This window comes from Algoriphagus sp. oki45, assembly GCF_036245605.1.
In the GTDB taxonomy this organism is placed as follows: domain Bacteria; phylum Bacteroidota; class Bacteroidia; order Cytophagales; family Cyclobacteriaceae; genus Algoriphagus.
On sequence record NZ_BTPC01000002.1, the window covers coordinates 984,000 to 1,001,091 of the forward strand.

The following is a 17,092-nucleotide window of genomic DNA, read 5'->3' on the forward strand; positions in this document are numbered from 1 at the left end:
GTATCAACTTTCCAGTCCTATCAAATAGCCGGTGTAAAGCAGGTAGGAACTCAATAAAACCAAAGCTTCCCAGCGATCCAATTTTTGCCGCTTTCCGGTAAACATCGCGAGGAAAAGAAATACGGTTCCTGCGCCGAGAATGTAGAGATCAGTATTGAAGGAGATATTGAATTCTAAAGGTCGGATAACTGAACTGACACCAAGAATTAGAAAGAGGTTGAAAATATTTGAGCCTACGATGTTTCCGATTGCGATATCGGCATTTTTCCGCATCGCCGCGACCACTGAAGTGGCAAGTTCCGGAAGGGATGTTCCTGCAGCCACGATGGTAAGCCCGATGATTTTTTCACTTACTCCCAGAGATTGGGCCATGGACACTGCATTGTCAACCACGAGTTTACCTCCGCCGACTAAGCCGGCCAGTCCTATGGCGATCAAGGTCCATATTTTCAAGTTGGAGTAATCTTTTGCCTCTACTTGCTCTGCCTCGGGGTCGGATTTGAGCTGAGTGGCCACGTAGTACAAAAAGGCTGCAAAACATATAAGCAAGATCAGCCCATCCCAGCGGGAAAGAAGTGTTTCCTCTGAGAAAAAGAAGTTGTTGGCTAGGAAAAATAAGCCTACAGCAGCAATGAGAGAAAAGGGAATCTCCTTCCATACCGTACTTGATTGGACCGAAAGTGGGATTATCAGCCCAGAAATTCCCAAAATGACAAAGAGATTGAAATTATTGGACCCGATCACATTCCCAAAGACGATGTCCGGATAATTGCCCGAAGCTGCGACTACATTGACTACCAACTCAGGAGCTGAGGTACCAAAAGCCACGATTGTCAAACCTATGGCTAGGTCCGAGACATTTTTCTTTTTGGCCAAAACGGAGGCTCCGTCTACCAGCCAATCAGCACCTTTGACTAAGAGGACTAGACCTAAAATGAGCAATCCAATTTGAATCAGCATAGCGGTAAGGAAAGGTAAAGTTTGGAGAATGTTGATAGGATAAATTCTTCAAATCTACAGCTATTTTCAGCTTCAAATTGCAGGGCCAGCTAAATTTATTTTTTTATGATTTTGAATTATAAATCACTGAAAATATGGGGTTTAATAGTACTTTGTAAGCAATCAAACAGAAACACTATGAAAAGGATTTTTCTTGGGATGATGCTATCCTTCCTCGCTCTTTCCCCTGACCTGATTGCACAGCAGGAAATGCCAGATTACATCAAAAATAAGATCACCTATCCAGTACTCGATTTTCATCCTTGGGTGGGAGTCATTCCCATTGAAAATCCGGCGATGCCTTACGACTCCTCGATAGATTATAAAGTTGCCATTGATCTATACGGGCGTGTCAAAGACTCTACGGCCATTCATCCGGTGATTTTGGAAGTAGCACGAACGTATAATTTGGGAATTGCCAATGGGGTGCCGGCAGAAAAATTAAAAATAGCAGGGATTGTCCATGGTGGGCTGACTGCGGCAGTTTTCTCCGATGAGGAGTATCAGAAGAAATACGGGATCCCCAACCCCAATCTCCCTGCTATTCAAAAATTGAAAGAGGTCGGAGTGGAATTTTTCATCTGTGGACAAAGCATGGCCTTTTGGAACAATACCAAAGAGCAAATCACACCCATGGTCACTCAGGTCATATCCGCCAAATTTGCCTTCATTACCTTGGATCAGAAAGGCTACAGCTATTTGGACGTCAGCGGGGATTAGATTGGGGGGTTATTTGTGTTGGAATAGCCTTGATATTCCTGTTCCGATCAATTCTAATCTACTTCTTGGTCCAGCGAGATTGCTGTGAAGGAAATCATGAGAATGAATCGTTCTGGCATCTAAGGGATTTGGATATACCAGTAGAAAACTATGTTCTTTCAGCCAAGTTTTGACTAACTCCGGCACCAAATCCATATTGGGATGATAGGATGGATTTCCCTTTCTGCTTAGAATCATAATGAGATTGTCATCAGGTTTCAAAAGGATATTTAGGTTTCCCGGATCATCCCAACTAGGAAAAGGCCTGAAATCCACCCGGATTGGATTGTTATCGAGGATTTTTTGAAGGTAATGCTGGGTATCCTCATTTGCATAGAAAATCATCCTTTTCCCCGAATTCTTGGCGATGTTCCATACCTTTTTCAGCCAAAATGGAAATCCCAGCTCCTCTTCTGCCCTCGGGGGTATGATGACTAAGTGTCTTTTGTGGGAAGAAAAAGACTGATGGGGTTTGTAGATATAAGTGGTGGCGTTTACTTTTTCCAACAACGAGTTGGTCATCTTTCCCAAAAACGAATCATCCAGATCCTGCTGAACGTGAAGTCCCAGAATCAGGTCTGTGATCTTGTTTTCATAAACAGTGCTGGCGATACCATGCACTACATCAGCATCATATCGGAGCAGTTCTATCAGAAAATTATCCGTCGCGGCAGCCAAAATACTAGTTTTATTGAGGATTTTTTGGGCCTTTACCTCTGCGTCATAGATTTGATTTTCGGGATTTAAGATACTCAAGCCGTAGAGGGAGCTCTTTTTTCCGGAGGATTTCAAAAAAAGCGCAAGCGAAAGCAATTCCTCTGCAGTTTCTTCATTTCGGATAGGAATCAGGATTTTCTCAGGAAATTCCCTCTTTCCGATATTTTCTTCCAATCCTGCCTGAGATAGGATGATTTTTTGGGCACCACGCTGGGCCTCCAGTGTGGCTAAAGAACAAGTCACCAAGATCATGACAATAGTTCCATTCAGGACCGATTCCGAAAGAAGACGAATGGGTTCGCCTAATTCATTTGTTCCCAATAGGGTATTGTATCCTACCAATACGGCAGCCAAAGTGGCTGCAGCTTGGGCATTGCTCAGTCCAAAAATGATTCTTCGCTCTGCCAATGTGTAGCCGAATGATTTTTGCGCAGCTACGGCAGCAAGAAACTTGGCCAGTGTAGCCACGACGGTCATCACCAGCGCAACAAATATCGTCTCCCGGTCACTGATAAATACCCGAAAGTCGACTAGCATCCCCACGCTGATCAGGAAAAAAGGAATGAAGATGGCATTTCCCACAAATTCGATTCGGTTCATTAAAGGGGAAGTTTTGGAGATGATTGGACTCAAAGCCAAGCCTACCAAAAATGCACCGATGATTCCTTCCATTCCAGCGAGTTCGGCAAGGATAGCGCCCAGAAAAACTAAGGCCAAAACAAAAATATACTGGGTTACTTTGTCCTCATTCTTTTTCAAAAACCAATGGCCAAATCTTGGGAGCAGTACCAGCACCAAAAAACCGAAAACAACCAACGAGCCTCCCAACTTTACCCAAAATATCCCATTCACCTCACCTTGCGCCATTCCCACGACAATGGCCAAAATCAGCAAAGCCAGCGTGTCGGTAATCAGGGTTCCTCCTATGGCCACTGTCACGGCTCTGTTTTTTGCAACTCCAAGTTTGGAAATGATGGGATAGGCAATCAAGGTATGGGAGGCAAACATACTCGCAAGAAGAATGGAAGAGCTCCAAGTGAATTCAAAAAGATATAGTCCGGCGAGTGTCCCCAGAATCATGGGAATCCAGAACGTATACATTCCAAATACAAAGCTTTTATAACTGTTTTTCTTGAATTCCTCCAGCTCGATCTCCAAGCCCGCCAAAAACATGATATACAATAAGCCAGCAGAACCCGATAGCAATATCCCGCTGTCCCGTTCCATCAGTCCAAAACCTTTGGGACCAATAAGGGCGCCGGCAAGAATAAGTCCCAGCAGGGGTGGAATTCTCAGTCGATTAAGGATTAGCGGGGCAAGCAGGATGATCAGTAAGATCAAAAAAAACTTGACTCCCTGATGGGATAACGGGAGGTCAAATTCTATCATTCCAAGGAGACTGATCATAGAAAATCGGGGATTGAAATAGATGCTCTCCTTTTAGCTGATAAGTTGAAAATCAAACGGATATCCTGATATTCAATTCAGAGCTTGAGTAGAATTGGATCAAAGATAAGCACAGGTTAGATTCAAAAAATAAGGGGCAAAAAAAATCCCCCGATGCGAATCGGAGGATTTTTTGACTTGTGATTTCTGAATGAAGTTTTTTTAAAAAGCTCTGTCTTCCAAATGTTCGCCCAGTTGAAGTCTCGGAACCCCTTTGCTCATCCAGTCCGGAGCCTCAGTTCCTTTGAGATGATGGTCAAAAAACTCCATCATCCGGACGGCATAGTCCTTCCGGTTTTCGGTTTTGCCCAGCCCGTGATTTTCACCCAAATACTGAACCATGATGACCGGTTTTTTCAATCGGCGAAGGGCATTGTAATATTCCACTCCCTGAGTGAAGTCTACAGCTCCATCCTTGTCATTGTGCAAGAGCAAAAGAGGGGTTTGCACGTTTTTCACATGGTAGATTGGGCTGTTTCGTTCGTAAGCTTCCCAGTTTTCCCAAGGTCCTCCCCTGAATCTTCCCTGAGAGGCTTCAAAGATGGACATATTTCCCCCGCCTGAATTCCAATAGATCAAGTCGTACATGGAGATCATATTCGTCAGAGGTGCTCCGGCCGCTGCGGCTTTGAAGCGAGTCGTCTGAGTGATCAGGAAGGAAGTCTGATACCCACCCCAGCTGTGTCCGTGGAGGCCCATGGTGTTTTCGTCAATCACTCCGGTTTTGATAGCAGCATCTACTGCAGGAAGCACAGCCCATACCGCAGACATCCCTGGGTCGTCCAGTTTGTACACGATATCCGGAATCAATACCGCATAGCCATTGGACGTGTAAAGGGAGGGATTCCAGCCGGTGCCGCTGTAGCTTGGATTAGCCCAGTTGTGGAGGGTTTGGGATAGCTTTTCGTAGTAGTAGACCACGGTAGGGTACTTTTGGCCTTCCACATAGCCTGCAGGAAGGAAAAGTGCAGCCTGAAGGGAATCTCCTTTGGCAGTCACATAATCGACTAGTTTTACTCCGGCTGACCAAGCGAATTTACCTGCATCCGGTGCATTTTCGGTGACTTGCTTCGGGGTAGACAAGGAAGCATCAGTCAGGTATACTTGGGTGGGCTCGTTCGCTTTTTCTTTGGTAAAGGTGAAAACTGACGCTTTTTCAGCTTTGGACAAGCTTTGAATTGAGGCATCTTCCCAGATCAAAACATTCACACCCGGAGCAAGTCCTCCTTTTTTGGCTGGATTGAGCTGGGCTATTCCACTCTTTTTGGTGTTTTCTCCATACATGCGGATGTAGGCAGTCTTGCGGAGGTCTATGCCTTTTTCCTCAGGGTCCAATCCAAATCGATATTGATACCGAATCTTTTGAGCTCTTCCGTTTTGGGTCAAGTTGACCGCAGTCTCTTTTCCACCCATGGGAATCTGCCAGATGTCCCATCCATCCCTCAGCAGAACATACTGACTGTCGGAGCTCCAGCCCAAAGGATTCTGCATGGGCTTTTCCACATTGTGGTCATCTTCCGTATTGACAAAGGTCACCGGTAGATTTTCCGTGATATTGGTATGGGTTTTTGCCAGAATATCATACACGTAAAAGTGCCCGTCTTTTCCATAAAGGAGCTTTTTTCCGTCCGTGGAAGGACGGGGCATTGAGGCAAAGGATGGCTGGTAAAAGTTGCTGAAAAGGGAAGTTCGGGCTCCTGTCTTCAGATCCACCAGATAATAATCACGGTAAGCTTGCCCGTCCAGATTTCCCTGTAGCTCGTAGGCTTGATTATCCGAACCCAGGGCAAAATGCTCCTGCGGTAATAGATTCAAATCCCTCATGCTGCTGTCCTGCAGGGCAATGTGTTTTTTGGAAGCGACATCGTACATGGCCCAGAAACTGTAGTTTTTGTCCATGTTTTCCATCACTTGCTGACGGCTTTGGAGTCTGGAATCATTCCAGTGCCAAATGGTCATTTCCGGCTTTTTGGCGTCGTTGGATTTTTTGTCATCTGACTTGCCGGAGTTGAGTTTTCCGATCGCCTTTTGCAAATCCGAAATGGACTTGATGGTCGTGTCGGCCATGATTTTAGCCAAGTTTTCAGCTTCAGCGGCTTTCACCGAATCGGCATCGACTTCTTTTTTTGGTTTCTCTTTTTCTGCCAAAACCAAAGGATGGATTCCGTAAAACAATCGTGTCAAATCCTCAGACCACATCGGTCGTCGATTGGGACTGATGGTGTATTTCTGGTCAAAACCAGTGCTGTCTTTTGCAGGTTCGTAAAAGGTGACTTGTGGATTGGACAGGTTTTTCACCCCCAACAAGATCCCCTGATCCTGCTTGTACTTTTTGTCTTTTTTCATCTTCAGCGCGGCAAAGGCATCCCCTTTTTCGGTCCAGTTGAGACTCTGATAGCCTGCCTCATCTGAATCCAGTACTTGAATGGAATTGGTCGCCAAAGTCAATAGATAAAGTCCATTGCCCTGAGAATTGGCCGCGTCGACGGTATAAGCGAGATGAGTTCCGGCCTTGTTGACTGCATGCTCGCGGACATTGCCCAGATTTTGGGATTTGCCAGAGGCTAGATGATAGATTAGCAGATCAGAGCCTTTGGCCTCACCATTGCCTTCTTTGGGAAGATTAAGAATCAGGTGGGTAGCGGCCTCACCGTTGAAACTGTAGCTGCTGACCCCTTCAAAGGACTTTTTGTCCTCGGTGCCGAGCTTGAGCAGGTGCACTTTGTCTTTGAGTGGTTTTCCTTTGGCTTTTTCGTTGGCTTGCTTTTCGGCAAACTTGGGAAATTCCCTGAAAGCGAGCCATTGGCTGTTTTCGCTGAATTCAAAATTACCTGAGTTGGTATTTCCGATAGGGAATGTCTTCTGTCCGGTGGTATCAGAGCTATTTCTCAGGATTAATTCACCGTCTGCCTCCAAGCCGGCAAGAACGTAAGCGGCCCATTTTCCGTCCGGGGAAAGTTTGAAGCCGTTGCCTGGCATGGATTTCCAGGTGGCGACGTCTTTCCAGGACATGGCTTTGGGAGCGTCTTGTGCAAATGCTAGTTGTATAGTTAAGGCAAAAAGCCAAAGAATCAGTAGGGGTTTTCTCATGGGTAAATGGATTAGACTGGGAAAATAGGGGATTTTTTGGAGAGCTGGGTAGAATTGGGACACGAGGAGATATTTTTTTGCAATTCTGTAGCATTTATGGGATTGGATTTCGTCCTTTGACTAAATCTAACTATTTGTTTATGAATAATTTTAAGATGAGCATTAATCGAATTGCACTATTTTTTCTGATGGTCTTCGGCATTTTTTCCTTAGGAGGATGCTTTTGGTTTAATGCCCCAAAGCACAGAAAAGCTTATTTTCCTTCCGAAGTGACTGCAATGGAAAGCTTAAACACGCCTTTCAATGATTACAACATGGACATTCAGATTCTTTTTCATGAAATGGACCTGATTTTTTCTTCTGACAGAAACAGTTTGCCGGGTTCTTTACAATATGATTTGATTGGAAAAACGGTATCCTTTGCTTGGGATCAGCAGGAGGGAACTCTGGCGATGCAAGAAGTTTCGAGCTCAATTGCGGGCGTCCAAATGGCGAAAAATCTCGCACAATCCACCCACACCTCTTTTAACGAAAGAGGGCCTTATTCATTTGGCACCCCAGAAAGTGGGAGCTATCTGTTATTTAGCAGGGATGATCAGGGTTTTTTTACTGTTTTTTCTAAGAAATTTCAGATTCCTTATTCAGTCAGCACCTCTCAGGAGATTTTTCCTGGTGAGAGCTCATTTAGAATCTTATCTGAATCAAGCAATGAAATGTATCCTTGCCTTTATGGGAAAGCTTTTCAAAAAGTCAACAACCTTGGGAGCAGAAATAGAGCAGAGAAATTGCTCCTAGCTTCCGATCATGAAGGAAGTTTTAATATTTACGAAATCGACTTGCCAGAGAATCAGGAAGTAATATCTTTTCTTCAAAGTGAAGGCTTGAAGCAAGGGAAAAAGTTGGAGATCAACTCGGAGTTTCAGGATCAGGCTCCCTTCATTAGCAAGTCAAGGATGGTCTTTGCTTCCGATCGTCCCGGAGGTTTTGGAGGATTTGATTTGTATTATTCAGATTTTGACGGGCAGAAATGGTCAACTCCAAAAAATATGGGTCCTGAGATCAATACCGAATTCGATGAGTTTCGTCCGATCATCGATCCTGCACCTTATTATCAGAATTCCGTTTTACTTTTCTCCTCCAATCGTCCTCGGGGACTAGGTGGTTTCGACTTGTATTTTGTGGGGATTGATAAGTTCTAAAAAAAAAGGCCTGTCACTTCGCTCAATCGAAATGACAGGCCTCTAACTTTTTCAGATTTCTGACTTAAGAATTCTGAATTCCCAAACTGCCTATTGCCTACTGAACACTACTTTTCCCCCCATCACTGTCATCGCAACCTGAGTTTTCAGTATTTCATCCTCAGCCACCTCCATGATGTTCTGGTCAAAAACCGTGAAGTCAGCCGCCTTTCCCACTTCGATTGAGCCTTTGAATTCTTCTTCGAACTCGGCATAAGCTCCGTCTAAAGTGTAGGACTTCAATGCTTGTTCACGGGTCATTTTTTGATCTCCTTCATAGCCTCCTTCCGGAAGTCCTTCCAAAGTCTTGCGGGTTACGGAGGCATAAAAGGAAGGAATTGGATCTACCGGCTCCACAGGTGCATCGGTTCCATTACAGATTCTTGCACCCGTTTGGAATAGCTTCTGCCATACATACGCTCCGTCGATGATGCGCTTTTCTCCCAATCGGTCAATAGCCCAAGGGCGATCCGAACTCAAATGAATGGCCTGCATTGCTGCTATCACCCCCAACTGACCAAATCTCGGAATGTCATCCGGATGCAAGTGCTGGGCATGCTCGATGCGGAAGCGATGATTTTTAGCTTCGGGATTTTTGGCAAAAGCTGCCTCATATCGATCCAAAATCTCTTGATTGGCTCGGTCCCCGATCGCATGGGAGCAGACCTGAAAACCAAGCGGCAAGGCCTTTTCTGATACTTCTGTTACGACAGACATAGGAAGTGTCTCATGCCCGCGATGGCCCGGTCTGTCCGCATAGTCTTCCAGAAGCCAAGCACCTCTTGGCCCCAGTGCGCCGTCACAGTTTAATTTGATCGACCTTACGGTAAGCATGTGGTCTGAGTCGATCATCGGGCCTTTTTGGTACCACTCTTCCAAAAGCTCAGGCTGACGGCCGGTCAGCATGATGTATTGGCGAACGGTGAGCTTGCCTTCGTTTTTGAATTTCTGAACCAAGTCGATCACATCCTGACCTGAACCTGCATCATGGAAAGAAGTGATTCCTTTTTCTACCAATTCCTTTAAAGCCAAAGTCAATGCCTCCTCTGCTCTTTCAGGAGTTTCTTCAGGCACTAATCTTGCCACTAGATTGGAAGCCCTTTCGGTCAGGACCCCTGTGGGATTGCCTAATTCGTCGGTGATGATTTCTCCTCCTTCGACCTCTCCGGGTCTTTCCCCTTTCAGGTTGGCTATGCCAGCCAGTTCCAAGGCTTTGGCATTGGCAAAGGAAGCATGGCCTGAAGCGTGGCGAAGAAATACCGGATTGTCTGGAGATACTTCATTCAAAGGCTCGTTGGTTTGAAAACCCTTGACCATTTTCTCGGGTTTTTCGATCCACTTGTCCTGATGCCAGCCCCTCCCGGTAATCCAGTCGCCCGGTTTGGATTTGGCAACCGCCTCGGCTACTTTTTCGACCAGTTCGTCATAGGTTTTGACATACATGAGATCGAGTTCCAGCTTATTGTAGCCGATTCCCATCAAGTGAGCGTGGGATTCAATAAATCCCGGAGTCATGGTTTTGCCCTGCAAATCGATCACTTCGGTGGCCTCGCCCACAAAGGCTTGTATTTCCTCGGAAGTGCCTAAAGCGAGAATCAAACCGTCCTTGACGGCCACTGCATCCACTTTGGGATTGGATTCATCCACAGTGTAGATGGTTCCGTTGGTAAAAACTTTGTCGGCGGGATTTTCGGGCCCCGATTTACATGCCCAGGCGAAAAGTGCCAGGAATAGGAGGAGGTAAATGTTCTTCATTGGATTTAATAATTCTTATCCTAAGCTAGACTTTTTGAGGGAGGTGGGCAAATGGGATAGTTGGAAAGGTGGATAGCTCAAATCACAAATCTGAAAAAATGGCTTAATTACCAATTTTTGGTAACTTCACCGGAAAGGAAAAATTATGGGACGCAACACATCAGTTTCTTTGGGGGATTATTTTGAAAATTTCGTGGATTCTAAGGTCTCAGAAGGAAGGTTTTCAAGCGCCAGTGAGGTTATTCGTGCGGGCTTACGCCTGCTTGAAGAGGAGGAAAACAAGATTTTAGCCCTTAAAAATGCGATTCAAGAAGGAATAGAAAGTGGATTTGTGGAGGATTTCGATCCCCAAAAACATCTGGAATCGCTGAAAGCAAAGAAAAGGAATGGGTAGCTATTTGTTGTCCCGAAAAGCAATTGATGACCTATCTGCCATTTGGGAATACACATTTGAAACTTGGTCAGAACATCAAGCTGATTCCTACTATTTTGCTTTGGTTGAGGATTGCCAAAAGCTTGCAGAACATTCCTATTTAGGTAGAAATTACCATGAAATCAGCACTGATATCTTTGGCTATAAATCGGGTGAGCATCTCATTTTTTACAGAAAATTGGATCAATTCACCATCGAAGTAACACGGATTTTGCACTATAGGATGGATTTGAAAAGAAGAATTCAGGAATGATCTTTTCGGTTTTAATTTATACTAGTTGGGCGAGACAAATCCTTCAAAATCTGTGTTAATCTGTGCTTTTAATCAGTGAAAATCTATGGGAAAAGTAATCATCCCACCACCACCTTCTTCACTACCACTTTCCTATCTTCTGTTTCCAGTTGCAAAAAGTAAAGTCCAGGTTGTAGAGTTTGAGCTTGGATTTCTACTTCCCGGTTGGCGGGAATCAGGATTTCCTCTATAAGGATTTGTCCCAAAGAATTGATCAAACGCCCTTTTGCTTCGGTATTGGAAATCACTTTAAAAGGTCCCTCGGTCGGATTGGGATAAACTTTAACCAAGAGTTCGCCGTCAGTTGGAGAGTCGGATTTTACGGATTTCAGATAGGTAATTCCCCCGCCACGACTTCCCAAAATCAGATCCACATTTTCATCGAAACCCGGATTGACTATGGAGATCCATGTGTTTCTTCCCGATCGGAAAGGGAAATTTTGATCTCCGATTTTGAGTAAGACTTCTTCTCGAACTTCCGAGTTCATCATGTCCTCGATCAGAAAAATCCGGCCAGTTTGGTCCACGGAGTACAAGTCCGGACTTTCCTGAATTCGTACTGCTACACTCAAATTTCGATTGGCAGGATTGTCCTGAAAGCCCAGGAAATTGGCAGTTTTCAGGGTTGCCGTTTGGGCTTCCAAATCCACTTCATAGAGTGTCAGGCTTCCATTTTGCGCAGCAACAAGTAGATGATCTTTTCCTTGATAGGGGAAAAAAGTAAGTTGATCTCCCACTCGAAGCGTCAGCCCGGAAAGCTGAAAATCTGTCCAATTTTGGCCCGGTCCAAGTAGCAGAACTTGACTGGGAACCCCATTGGTAGTACGCAATCCAGAAACCAATAGGAAAGATTGGTTTTGGACACTACCGTATTCAATGAGCTGGACTTCCAGCAGATTTAAAGCCGAAAGGCCGATGTAATCTTCATTCAACAGTTCAAATTGATCTCCGGAGTAGCTCAATCGGTAGGCTTGGCCGATTACATTTTCACCTTTTTTGCCATTGGCAGTCAGCCAAAGTTCCCCGGCAAAGACATTTCCCTTGAAATAGGGCCGGACATTTTCTCCCAAATCAAAAAGTTGATCCTGAAGAATCGGGCTGATCGCTCCTGTAGTATTCTCCAGCTTCACCACCGAGTTGGCGAAGTCGATGCCAAAAGGGGCGGAGGTCTCGTTGGTGTTCAAACTGATCAGCAAATCCTCTTCCGTCGCCTGCCCGACATGGAATCTGGGGAAAACAGGCAAAGTACCATAGCCGGGAAGTTGTGTAGAAAAAGAAGTAAATCTGGGACGGGCAGAAGTGCCAGAATTGGGCAAGAAATAGAGCGTATTGCACTCGTCCCGACCCAAAAGTAAGTCTTCAACTCCGTCTCCTGTAAAGTCCCGATACAGAATGCTGTGTCCACCTGCGTGCTGGATTCGTGTATTTTCATCCTTTCGATCGTCAATCTCCAAAGGTCTGCCATCACAGGTCTGTCCGAAGCTGATTTCCGAGCAGGCACAAAACTCAAAATTGCCCCAATGTCGTATGGGAAACGCAAATCCGTCGATATCCGGGGTTCCTTTTCGCTCCACGGAGGTGTTCAGATAAAATTCCAAAAAGTCGCCCACCGCAAAATTGAAAATCACCAGATCCAAGTCCCCGTCTCCGTCCACATCCTGAAGCAGGGGAGTGTCGAGGTTATTGGCAGGGATATTATTGGCGCCCCCCAGTCGTAGGAAATTTTGGGCCACTGCCCAAGAAATCCGGTTTCCGGTGGAAGTATTGCGGTAAGCTTTGATACCAAGCGGAGTGGAAGTGAAGAGATCCTTTTTCCCGTCGCGGTCAAAGTCAGCCAAAACCAAAAATCCGCTGATGTCCTCGGGAAAGAAATAGGTGAGCTCGGGGCGTAGGGTGAAGTTTTCCCCGTTTTTTTCAAAGACTTGAAGTTGTCGGGAATTGATATCCCAAATCACCCATTCGTCCTTTCCATCTCCGGTGAGATCAAGGGTTTGGATTTGGGCGGAGTTGATGCCTTGGGAAAAAGGAATAGGGATTTCCTGATCGGCTACTTGGATTTTTTTTTCCTGATCAAACTGAAAAACCTGCTGTGCCAAACCATTCCAAGACAGAAAAATGGAAAGTAAGATGAGGATTTTTCGCATGGGAACCCGAAGTTAGCTGACTGCAAAATAAAACGTGTGAGCTTCCACAAAGATGTATCCTTTGCGTTATTTTGTGGCAAATTTCCTGGAAAAATGAACCTCGACATCCTTTACCAACTCTTTTTGAATAGTACAGGCGTAAGTACCGATACCCGCAAAATTGATCCGGGTAATCTCTTTTTTGCACTTAAGGGACCGAATTTCAATGCCAATGAGTTTGCTGCCAAAGCCCTGGAAATGGGAGCTTCTGCTGTGGTGATCGATGAGGTGAATTATTTTGTAGAAGACGATGAGCGTTATTTTATCTGTGAGGATGTATTGACCACCTTACAACATCTGGCTACGCATCATCGCCGAAAATTTGCCATTCCGGTGATCGGATTGACCGGCTCCAACGGGAAAACCACTTCTAAGGAACTTTTGCATGCGGTTTTGAAGCAAAAGTTCAATACGCTGGCTACTATCGGCAATCTCAATAATCACATCGGAGTTCCTTTGACGTTACTCCGATTAAAGTCCGAGCATGAAATCGCCATCATCGAAATGGGGGCAAATAAACAGGGCGACATCAAGGAGCTCTGCGACATAGCAGAACCGACCCATGGCTTTATTACCAATATTGGTAAGGCACACTTGGAAGGAATGGGCGGTCCAGAAGGCGTGCTCAAAACCAAAACAGAACTTTATCAACACTTGAGAGAACATAAGGGAACGGTATTTATCAACACCCAAGACCCGATCCTTTCCAATATGATCAAGCGGTTTGAAAATCCAGTGCTTTATCCTGCGAAGGGAGATTTCTGTGAAGTTCAGTTCCTAGGTGCGGATCCGTTTGTAAAGTTTTCGGTAGAAGGAGTCGATGGAGAGCATTTGACCTCGCTGATCGGAGCTTATAATTTTGGGAATATCGCCAACGCCTTGACCATAGGGAAGTTTTTTGGCGTACCGATGGAAAAAGCGGTGGAGGGAATTGTCAATTACAAACCCGAAAACATGCGTTCCCAGCTGATCGAAAAGCGGAGCAACCTGATTATTCTCGATGCATACAATGCTAATCCATCCAGTATGGAAGTGGCCATCCGGACTTTTGGTCAAATGACTGGGAAAAAGCATAAAATGATCATTCTGGGAGACATGTTTGAGCTTGGGGAACATGCCGAGGCAGAGCACCGAAAGCTGGGTGAAATTGTAAGCGAGTATCCTATTGACAAGGTTTGTTTTACCGGAAAGTTGATTGTCTCCGCACTGGAAAAAGCTCCAAAGGCATTGTATTTCCCAGATCCGTTTTCGTTCAGAAATTGGCTTGAAGACAGCAAGCTGGAAGATTACCTCATTTTGATCAAAGGTAGCCGTGGGATGAAGTTAGAGACCTTGGTGGATTTTATTTGAAGGTAGAAAGAAAGACTTCAGGTGTAAAGACAGGAAGCTGTGCTTTTCGGTAATCCGCTAAATTTCGGGTTATAATTCCTTCAATATCTGGATTTTGGATCGCTGTAAAATGCTGGATAGCATCTTCAAAATCAGAGAAACCACTTTTCATCGCCGCAAATATTTCTCTTTCCGAGATGGGCAGAATTTTACAGAAGCTCAACAATTCTGAAATTTTATCAAGTGCGATATCATTTCCGTATTGTTTTCGAAGGAGGTAATGGATGTTGGCTACTGTCAGAGATGAAAAATAAATCTGGATTTCCTTATTAACTGCCATTTCAAAAATTTCATCAGCTGAAAAATTAAAAGGATCCCTATTCAGCAGAAAATCAAGAATGACATCCGAATCTAAAAAGTAACTAGAGTCCATATTTTTCCTCCAAAGCCTTGGTCAGTTCTTCCTTGTAGTTAAACTCTCCTTCATGCTTTAGGCAGCCTTTTAACTTTAAGAAGCTTTCTGGAAGTGGCTTTCTTTCTTTTTTCTTGGGCTCTTCTTTATGCTCAAAGGTGAGTAGCTTGAAATAATTTTCCACTAAGGAAGAAAGACTCTGTCCCTGTCGGGCTGCAAATTCTTTAGCTTTTTCGATTACCTCTTTTTCGAGTGTCAAGGTTAATTTCGTATTCATTACACGTGTTGATTTTTGAAATTTAACACGTGTAATTTACCGAAAAGTTCATCTATTCCAAATCTCGAAAACCTCCATCACCCCAGCTGAGTTAATTCTACAATCTCAGATTTTCTACCTTTAGCTTTCAAAATTCTTACTTCCTATGCGTCCCTATCTCGAATTTCTTTCTGCCCTAGCCCAAAACAACCACAAAGACTGGATGGATGCCAACAAAAAATGGTACACGGATACTAGGAATCGATTCCTAGAAGACGTAGAAGTCATGTTGAAGGAAATGACAGAAATTGAGCCGGCACTTTCAGCTTTCAAGCCCAAAGATTGCGTTTTTAGGCAAAATAGGGACATCCGCTTTTCGGCCAACAAGGATCCTTACAAAACCAATTTCGGAGCTTATTTTTCCCCGGGCGGGAAAAAATCTCCGGGTCCGGGGTATTACTTGCAGATCCAACCCGGAAATTCCTTTCTGGCTGGAGGAATCTGGATGCCGGAAGCAGATACGCTGAAAAAAATCCGAAAAGAAATTGACTACAGTGGGGCAGAACTGGAGCAGATTGAAAATAATCCTGAATTCAAAAAGCTGTTTTCAGGCATTGAAGGGGATAAGTTAAAGACTAGTCCCCGAGAGTATGAAGCAGACCATCCTTACATTGAGTATCTGAGATTGAAAAGCTTTACGGTATCTCATCCCATTTCAGATAAGGCGGTAGAATCCGGAGCATTTATGACTTTTGCGCTGGACGGTTTTCGTCGGATGAAACCTTTTAATGATTTTTTGGCTAAAGCTATTGAAGAGGTAGAAGACGGCTCAGGAATCCTCTAAACCAAAATCTTTGACCTGAAACGCATATTCCTCCATGGCTACATTTTGTGGATTTTGGGGATCAGTCTGAAAAAATTGTACTGTGATCTGCTCATACTCTTTTGCATTTTCGAAGTCATTGAGGTAAAGTTCAGCACATTTACGGGCTAGTGACTCTCTTCCTTGGCCAAGCTTGATAGGATCTCCATTTTCCAGTTTGAGAAATATGGTGGCTGGTTCACCGTAGGACTTGCTGAGGTTTACACTCATTCCCTGGAAATCTCCCAATGCTCTGATTTCTTCCGAGGGCATAAAACCTTCACCCATCATCGTTTCCATTCCGGAGAGGGCAAGTCGGGCTAGATCTTCCGGCTCACAGGAACATGAGGTGAAGATCGGAATCAAAAAAACCAATAGGAGCTTTTTCATGAAAGGGGAAACTGAAAACAGAACCTAAGATCCTTAAATATTCAAAAACAAAAAAGATTTTGGGCGATCAATAGGGCTTTGGTACGTACAGAAACCATTTCTAGAATAATTTCGATGACCTTACCGCGTGCTGGCGTGAAGGTTTAGCCAACTGAGGTAATCAGCCACTCGATGTAGCGCTTACTTTTTTTTCTTCTTGATCTCCAATTCTCGCTTCAATGCCGAGGTTCGATCAGGTAAAGTTTCAACCTATCTGATCTCCCATAATGGAGCACCTGATTTGGTAGAGGGAGTAGCACCTGAATTGTGATGTTTTAATCTAGATCCAAGATTGTCCGTGGAACCGATAAAGTATCTCTCAGTTTTTGAAGAGTATAAAATGAAAACGAAATACATTGCTAACTAAAAAATAAAAAAAGGGCAATTATTAAACTGCCCTTATTTGAAAGTGGAGGATAACGGATTCGAACCGATGACCTTCCCGCTAGCAAGCGGGACGTTCTAGTGAACTGAGCTGATCAAATACTCCAGATATTTTCTACTTTTCTTTCTCTTTATTTCCAATTCTCTTTTTAAAGCAGCTGATCTATCAAGTAGGCATTCCAAATATTTTATTTCCCAAAATGGTGCGCCTGACTTGGCAGAAGGGGTTGCACCGGAATTATGATGCTTAAGTCTTGATTCAGGGGAATCTGTTGACCCGATATAAAATTTATTGGTCTTTGGGCTAAAAATGATGTAAACGAAGTACATGACTGAAAATAAAAAAGGCTTGCATATTTATCAAGCCTTAGTGGAGGATAACGGATTCGAACCGATGACCTTCCCGCTAGCAAGCGGGACGCACTAGCCAACTGATCCAATCAAATACTCAATAAACTTTCGGCTTTTTTTCTTTTTAATCTCGAGCTCTCTTTTCAATGCGATAGAC

The 17,092-nt window shown here is 44.4% G+C and carries 16 protein-coding genes; 6 read left to right on the plus strand and 10 right to left on the minus strand.

Annotated features, from left to right (window positions below; all coding sequences use genetic code 11):
* Positions 1 to 3: 3 nt before the first annotated feature.
* Positions 4 to 960: a calcium/sodium antiporter gene (locus tag AAA942_RS13860; RefSeq protein ID WP_338220878.1), complete on the minus strand. Its 957-nt coding sequence runs from the start codon at positions 958 to 960 to the stop codon at positions 4 to 6.
* A 177-nt stretch (positions 961 to 1,137) separates the two neighbouring features.
* Here AAA942_RS13860 and AAA942_RS13865 point away from each other — a divergent pair, with 177 nt between their 5' ends.
* Positions 1,138 to 1,719 (plus strand): DsrE family protein, encoded by a 582-nt coding sequence (locus AAA942_RS13865; RefSeq protein WP_338220879.1) that lies wholly within the window; start codon positions 1,138 to 1,140, stop codon positions 1,717 to 1,719.
* 9 nt (positions 1,720 to 1,728) lie between these two features.
* Here the strand turns inward: AAA942_RS13865 and AAA942_RS13870 are convergent, their stop codons facing one another.
* Positions 1,729 to 3,882, minus strand: coding sequence for a cation:proton antiporter (locus AAA942_RS13870; RefSeq protein WP_338220880.1), 2,154 nt, complete (start codon positions 3,880 to 3,882; stop codon positions 1,729 to 1,731).
* Between the two features lie 201 nt (positions 3,883 to 4,083).
* Positions 4,084 to 7,011, minus strand: coding sequence for a prolyl oligopeptidase family serine peptidase (locus AAA942_RS13875; RefSeq protein WP_338220881.1), 2,928 nt, complete (start codon positions 7,009 to 7,011; stop codon positions 4,084 to 4,086).
* Positions 7,012 to 7,151: 140 nt separating this feature from the next.
* Here AAA942_RS13875 and AAA942_RS13880 point away from each other — a divergent pair, with 140 nt between their 5' ends.
* Positions 7,152 to 8,210, plus strand: coding sequence for a hypothetical protein (locus AAA942_RS13880; RefSeq protein WP_338220882.1), 1,059 nt, complete (start codon positions 7,152 to 7,154; stop codon positions 8,208 to 8,210).
* A 90-nt stretch (positions 8,211 to 8,300) separates the two neighbouring features.
* Here AAA942_RS13880 and AAA942_RS13885 read toward each other — a convergent pair whose 3' ends face one another.
* A complete protein-coding gene (locus tag AAA942_RS13885) occupies positions 8,301 to 10,004 on the minus strand; it encodes an amidohydrolase (protein ID WP_338220883.1) in 1,704 nt (567 codons plus the stop codon).
* Positions 10,005 to 10,149: 145 nt separating this feature from the next.
* On the opposite strand from AAA942_RS13885, the gene AAA942_RS13890 reads away from it, so the two are divergent.
* The gene (locus AAA942_RS13890; protein WP_338220884.1) at positions 10,150 to 10,398 is read left to right on the plus strand and encodes a type II toxin-antitoxin system ParD family antitoxin; all 249 of its coding nucleotides are present in this window, start codon (positions 10,150 to 10,152) and stop codon (positions 10,396 to 10,398) included.
* Positions 10,391 to 10,690, plus strand: a complete 300-nt coding sequence (locus AAA942_RS13895; RefSeq protein WP_338220885.1) for a type II toxin-antitoxin system RelE/ParE family toxin — start codon at positions 10,391 to 10,393, stop codon at positions 10,688 to 10,690. The genes AAA942_RS13890 and AAA942_RS13895 overlap by 8 nt, the downstream gene beginning before the upstream one ends.
* Positions 10,691 to 10,788: 98 nt before the next feature.
* Here AAA942_RS13895 and AAA942_RS13900 read toward each other — a convergent pair whose 3' ends face one another.
* Positions 10,789 to 12,873, minus strand: coding sequence for an FG-GAP-like repeat-containing protein (locus tag AAA942_RS13900; protein ID WP_338220886.1), 2,085 nt, complete (start codon positions 12,871 to 12,873; stop codon positions 10,789 to 10,791).
* Between the two features lie 93 nt (positions 12,874 to 12,966).
* On the opposite strand from AAA942_RS13900, the gene AAA942_RS13905 reads away from it, so the two are divergent.
* On the plus strand, positions 12,967 to 14,262 hold the full coding sequence (locus AAA942_RS13905) for a UDP-N-acetylmuramoyl-tripeptide--D-alanyl-D-alanine ligase (protein WP_338220887.1): 1,296 nt from the start codon (positions 12,967 to 12,969) through the stop codon (positions 14,260 to 14,262).
* Here the strand turns inward: AAA942_RS13905 and AAA942_RS13910 are convergent.
* On the minus strand, positions 14,255 to 14,674 hold the full coding sequence (locus AAA942_RS13910) for a type II toxin-antitoxin system VapC family toxin (RefSeq protein WP_338220888.1): 420 nt from the start codon (positions 14,672 to 14,674) through the stop codon (positions 14,255 to 14,257). The genes AAA942_RS13905 and AAA942_RS13910 overlap by 8 nt on opposite strands.
* On the minus strand, positions 14,664 to 14,930 hold the full coding sequence (locus AAA942_RS13915) for a DUF6364 family protein (RefSeq protein WP_338220889.1): 267 nt from the start codon (positions 14,928 to 14,930) through the stop codon (positions 14,664 to 14,666). The genes AAA942_RS13910 and AAA942_RS13915 overlap by 11 nt, the downstream gene beginning before the upstream one ends.
* 145 nt (positions 14,931 to 15,075) lie before the next feature.
* Between AAA942_RS13915 and AAA942_RS13920 the strand changes: the two genes are divergently transcribed.
* Positions 15,076 to 15,753, plus strand: coding sequence for a DUF2461 domain-containing protein (locus AAA942_RS13920; protein ID WP_338220890.1), 678 nt, complete (start codon positions 15,076 to 15,078; stop codon positions 15,751 to 15,753).
* On the opposite strand, the gene AAA942_RS13925 is transcribed toward AAA942_RS13920, so the two are convergent.
* From AAA942_RS13925 to AAA942_RS13930, 3 genes are all read right to left on the minus strand, one after another.
* Positions 15,739 to 16,161, minus strand: a complete 423-nt coding sequence (locus AAA942_RS13925) for a hypothetical protein (protein ID WP_338220891.1) — start codon at positions 16,159 to 16,161, stop codon at positions 15,739 to 15,741. The two genes, AAA942_RS13920 and AAA942_RS13925, sit on opposite strands and share 15 nt — an antisense overlap.
* Before the next feature lie 249 nt (positions 16,162 to 16,410).
* Positions 16,411 to 16,557, minus strand: a complete 147-nt coding sequence (locus tag AAA942_RS20335) for a GIY-YIG nuclease family protein (RefSeq protein ID WP_445083344.1) — start codon at positions 16,555 to 16,557, stop codon at positions 16,411 to 16,413.
* Positions 16,558 to 16,662: 105 nt separating this feature from the next.
* Positions 16,663 to 16,914, minus strand: a complete 252-nt coding sequence (locus AAA942_RS13930) for a GIY-YIG nuclease family protein (RefSeq protein ID WP_338220892.1) — start codon at positions 16,912 to 16,914, stop codon at positions 16,663 to 16,665.
* Between the last annotated feature and the right edge of the window lie 178 nt (positions 16,915 to 17,092).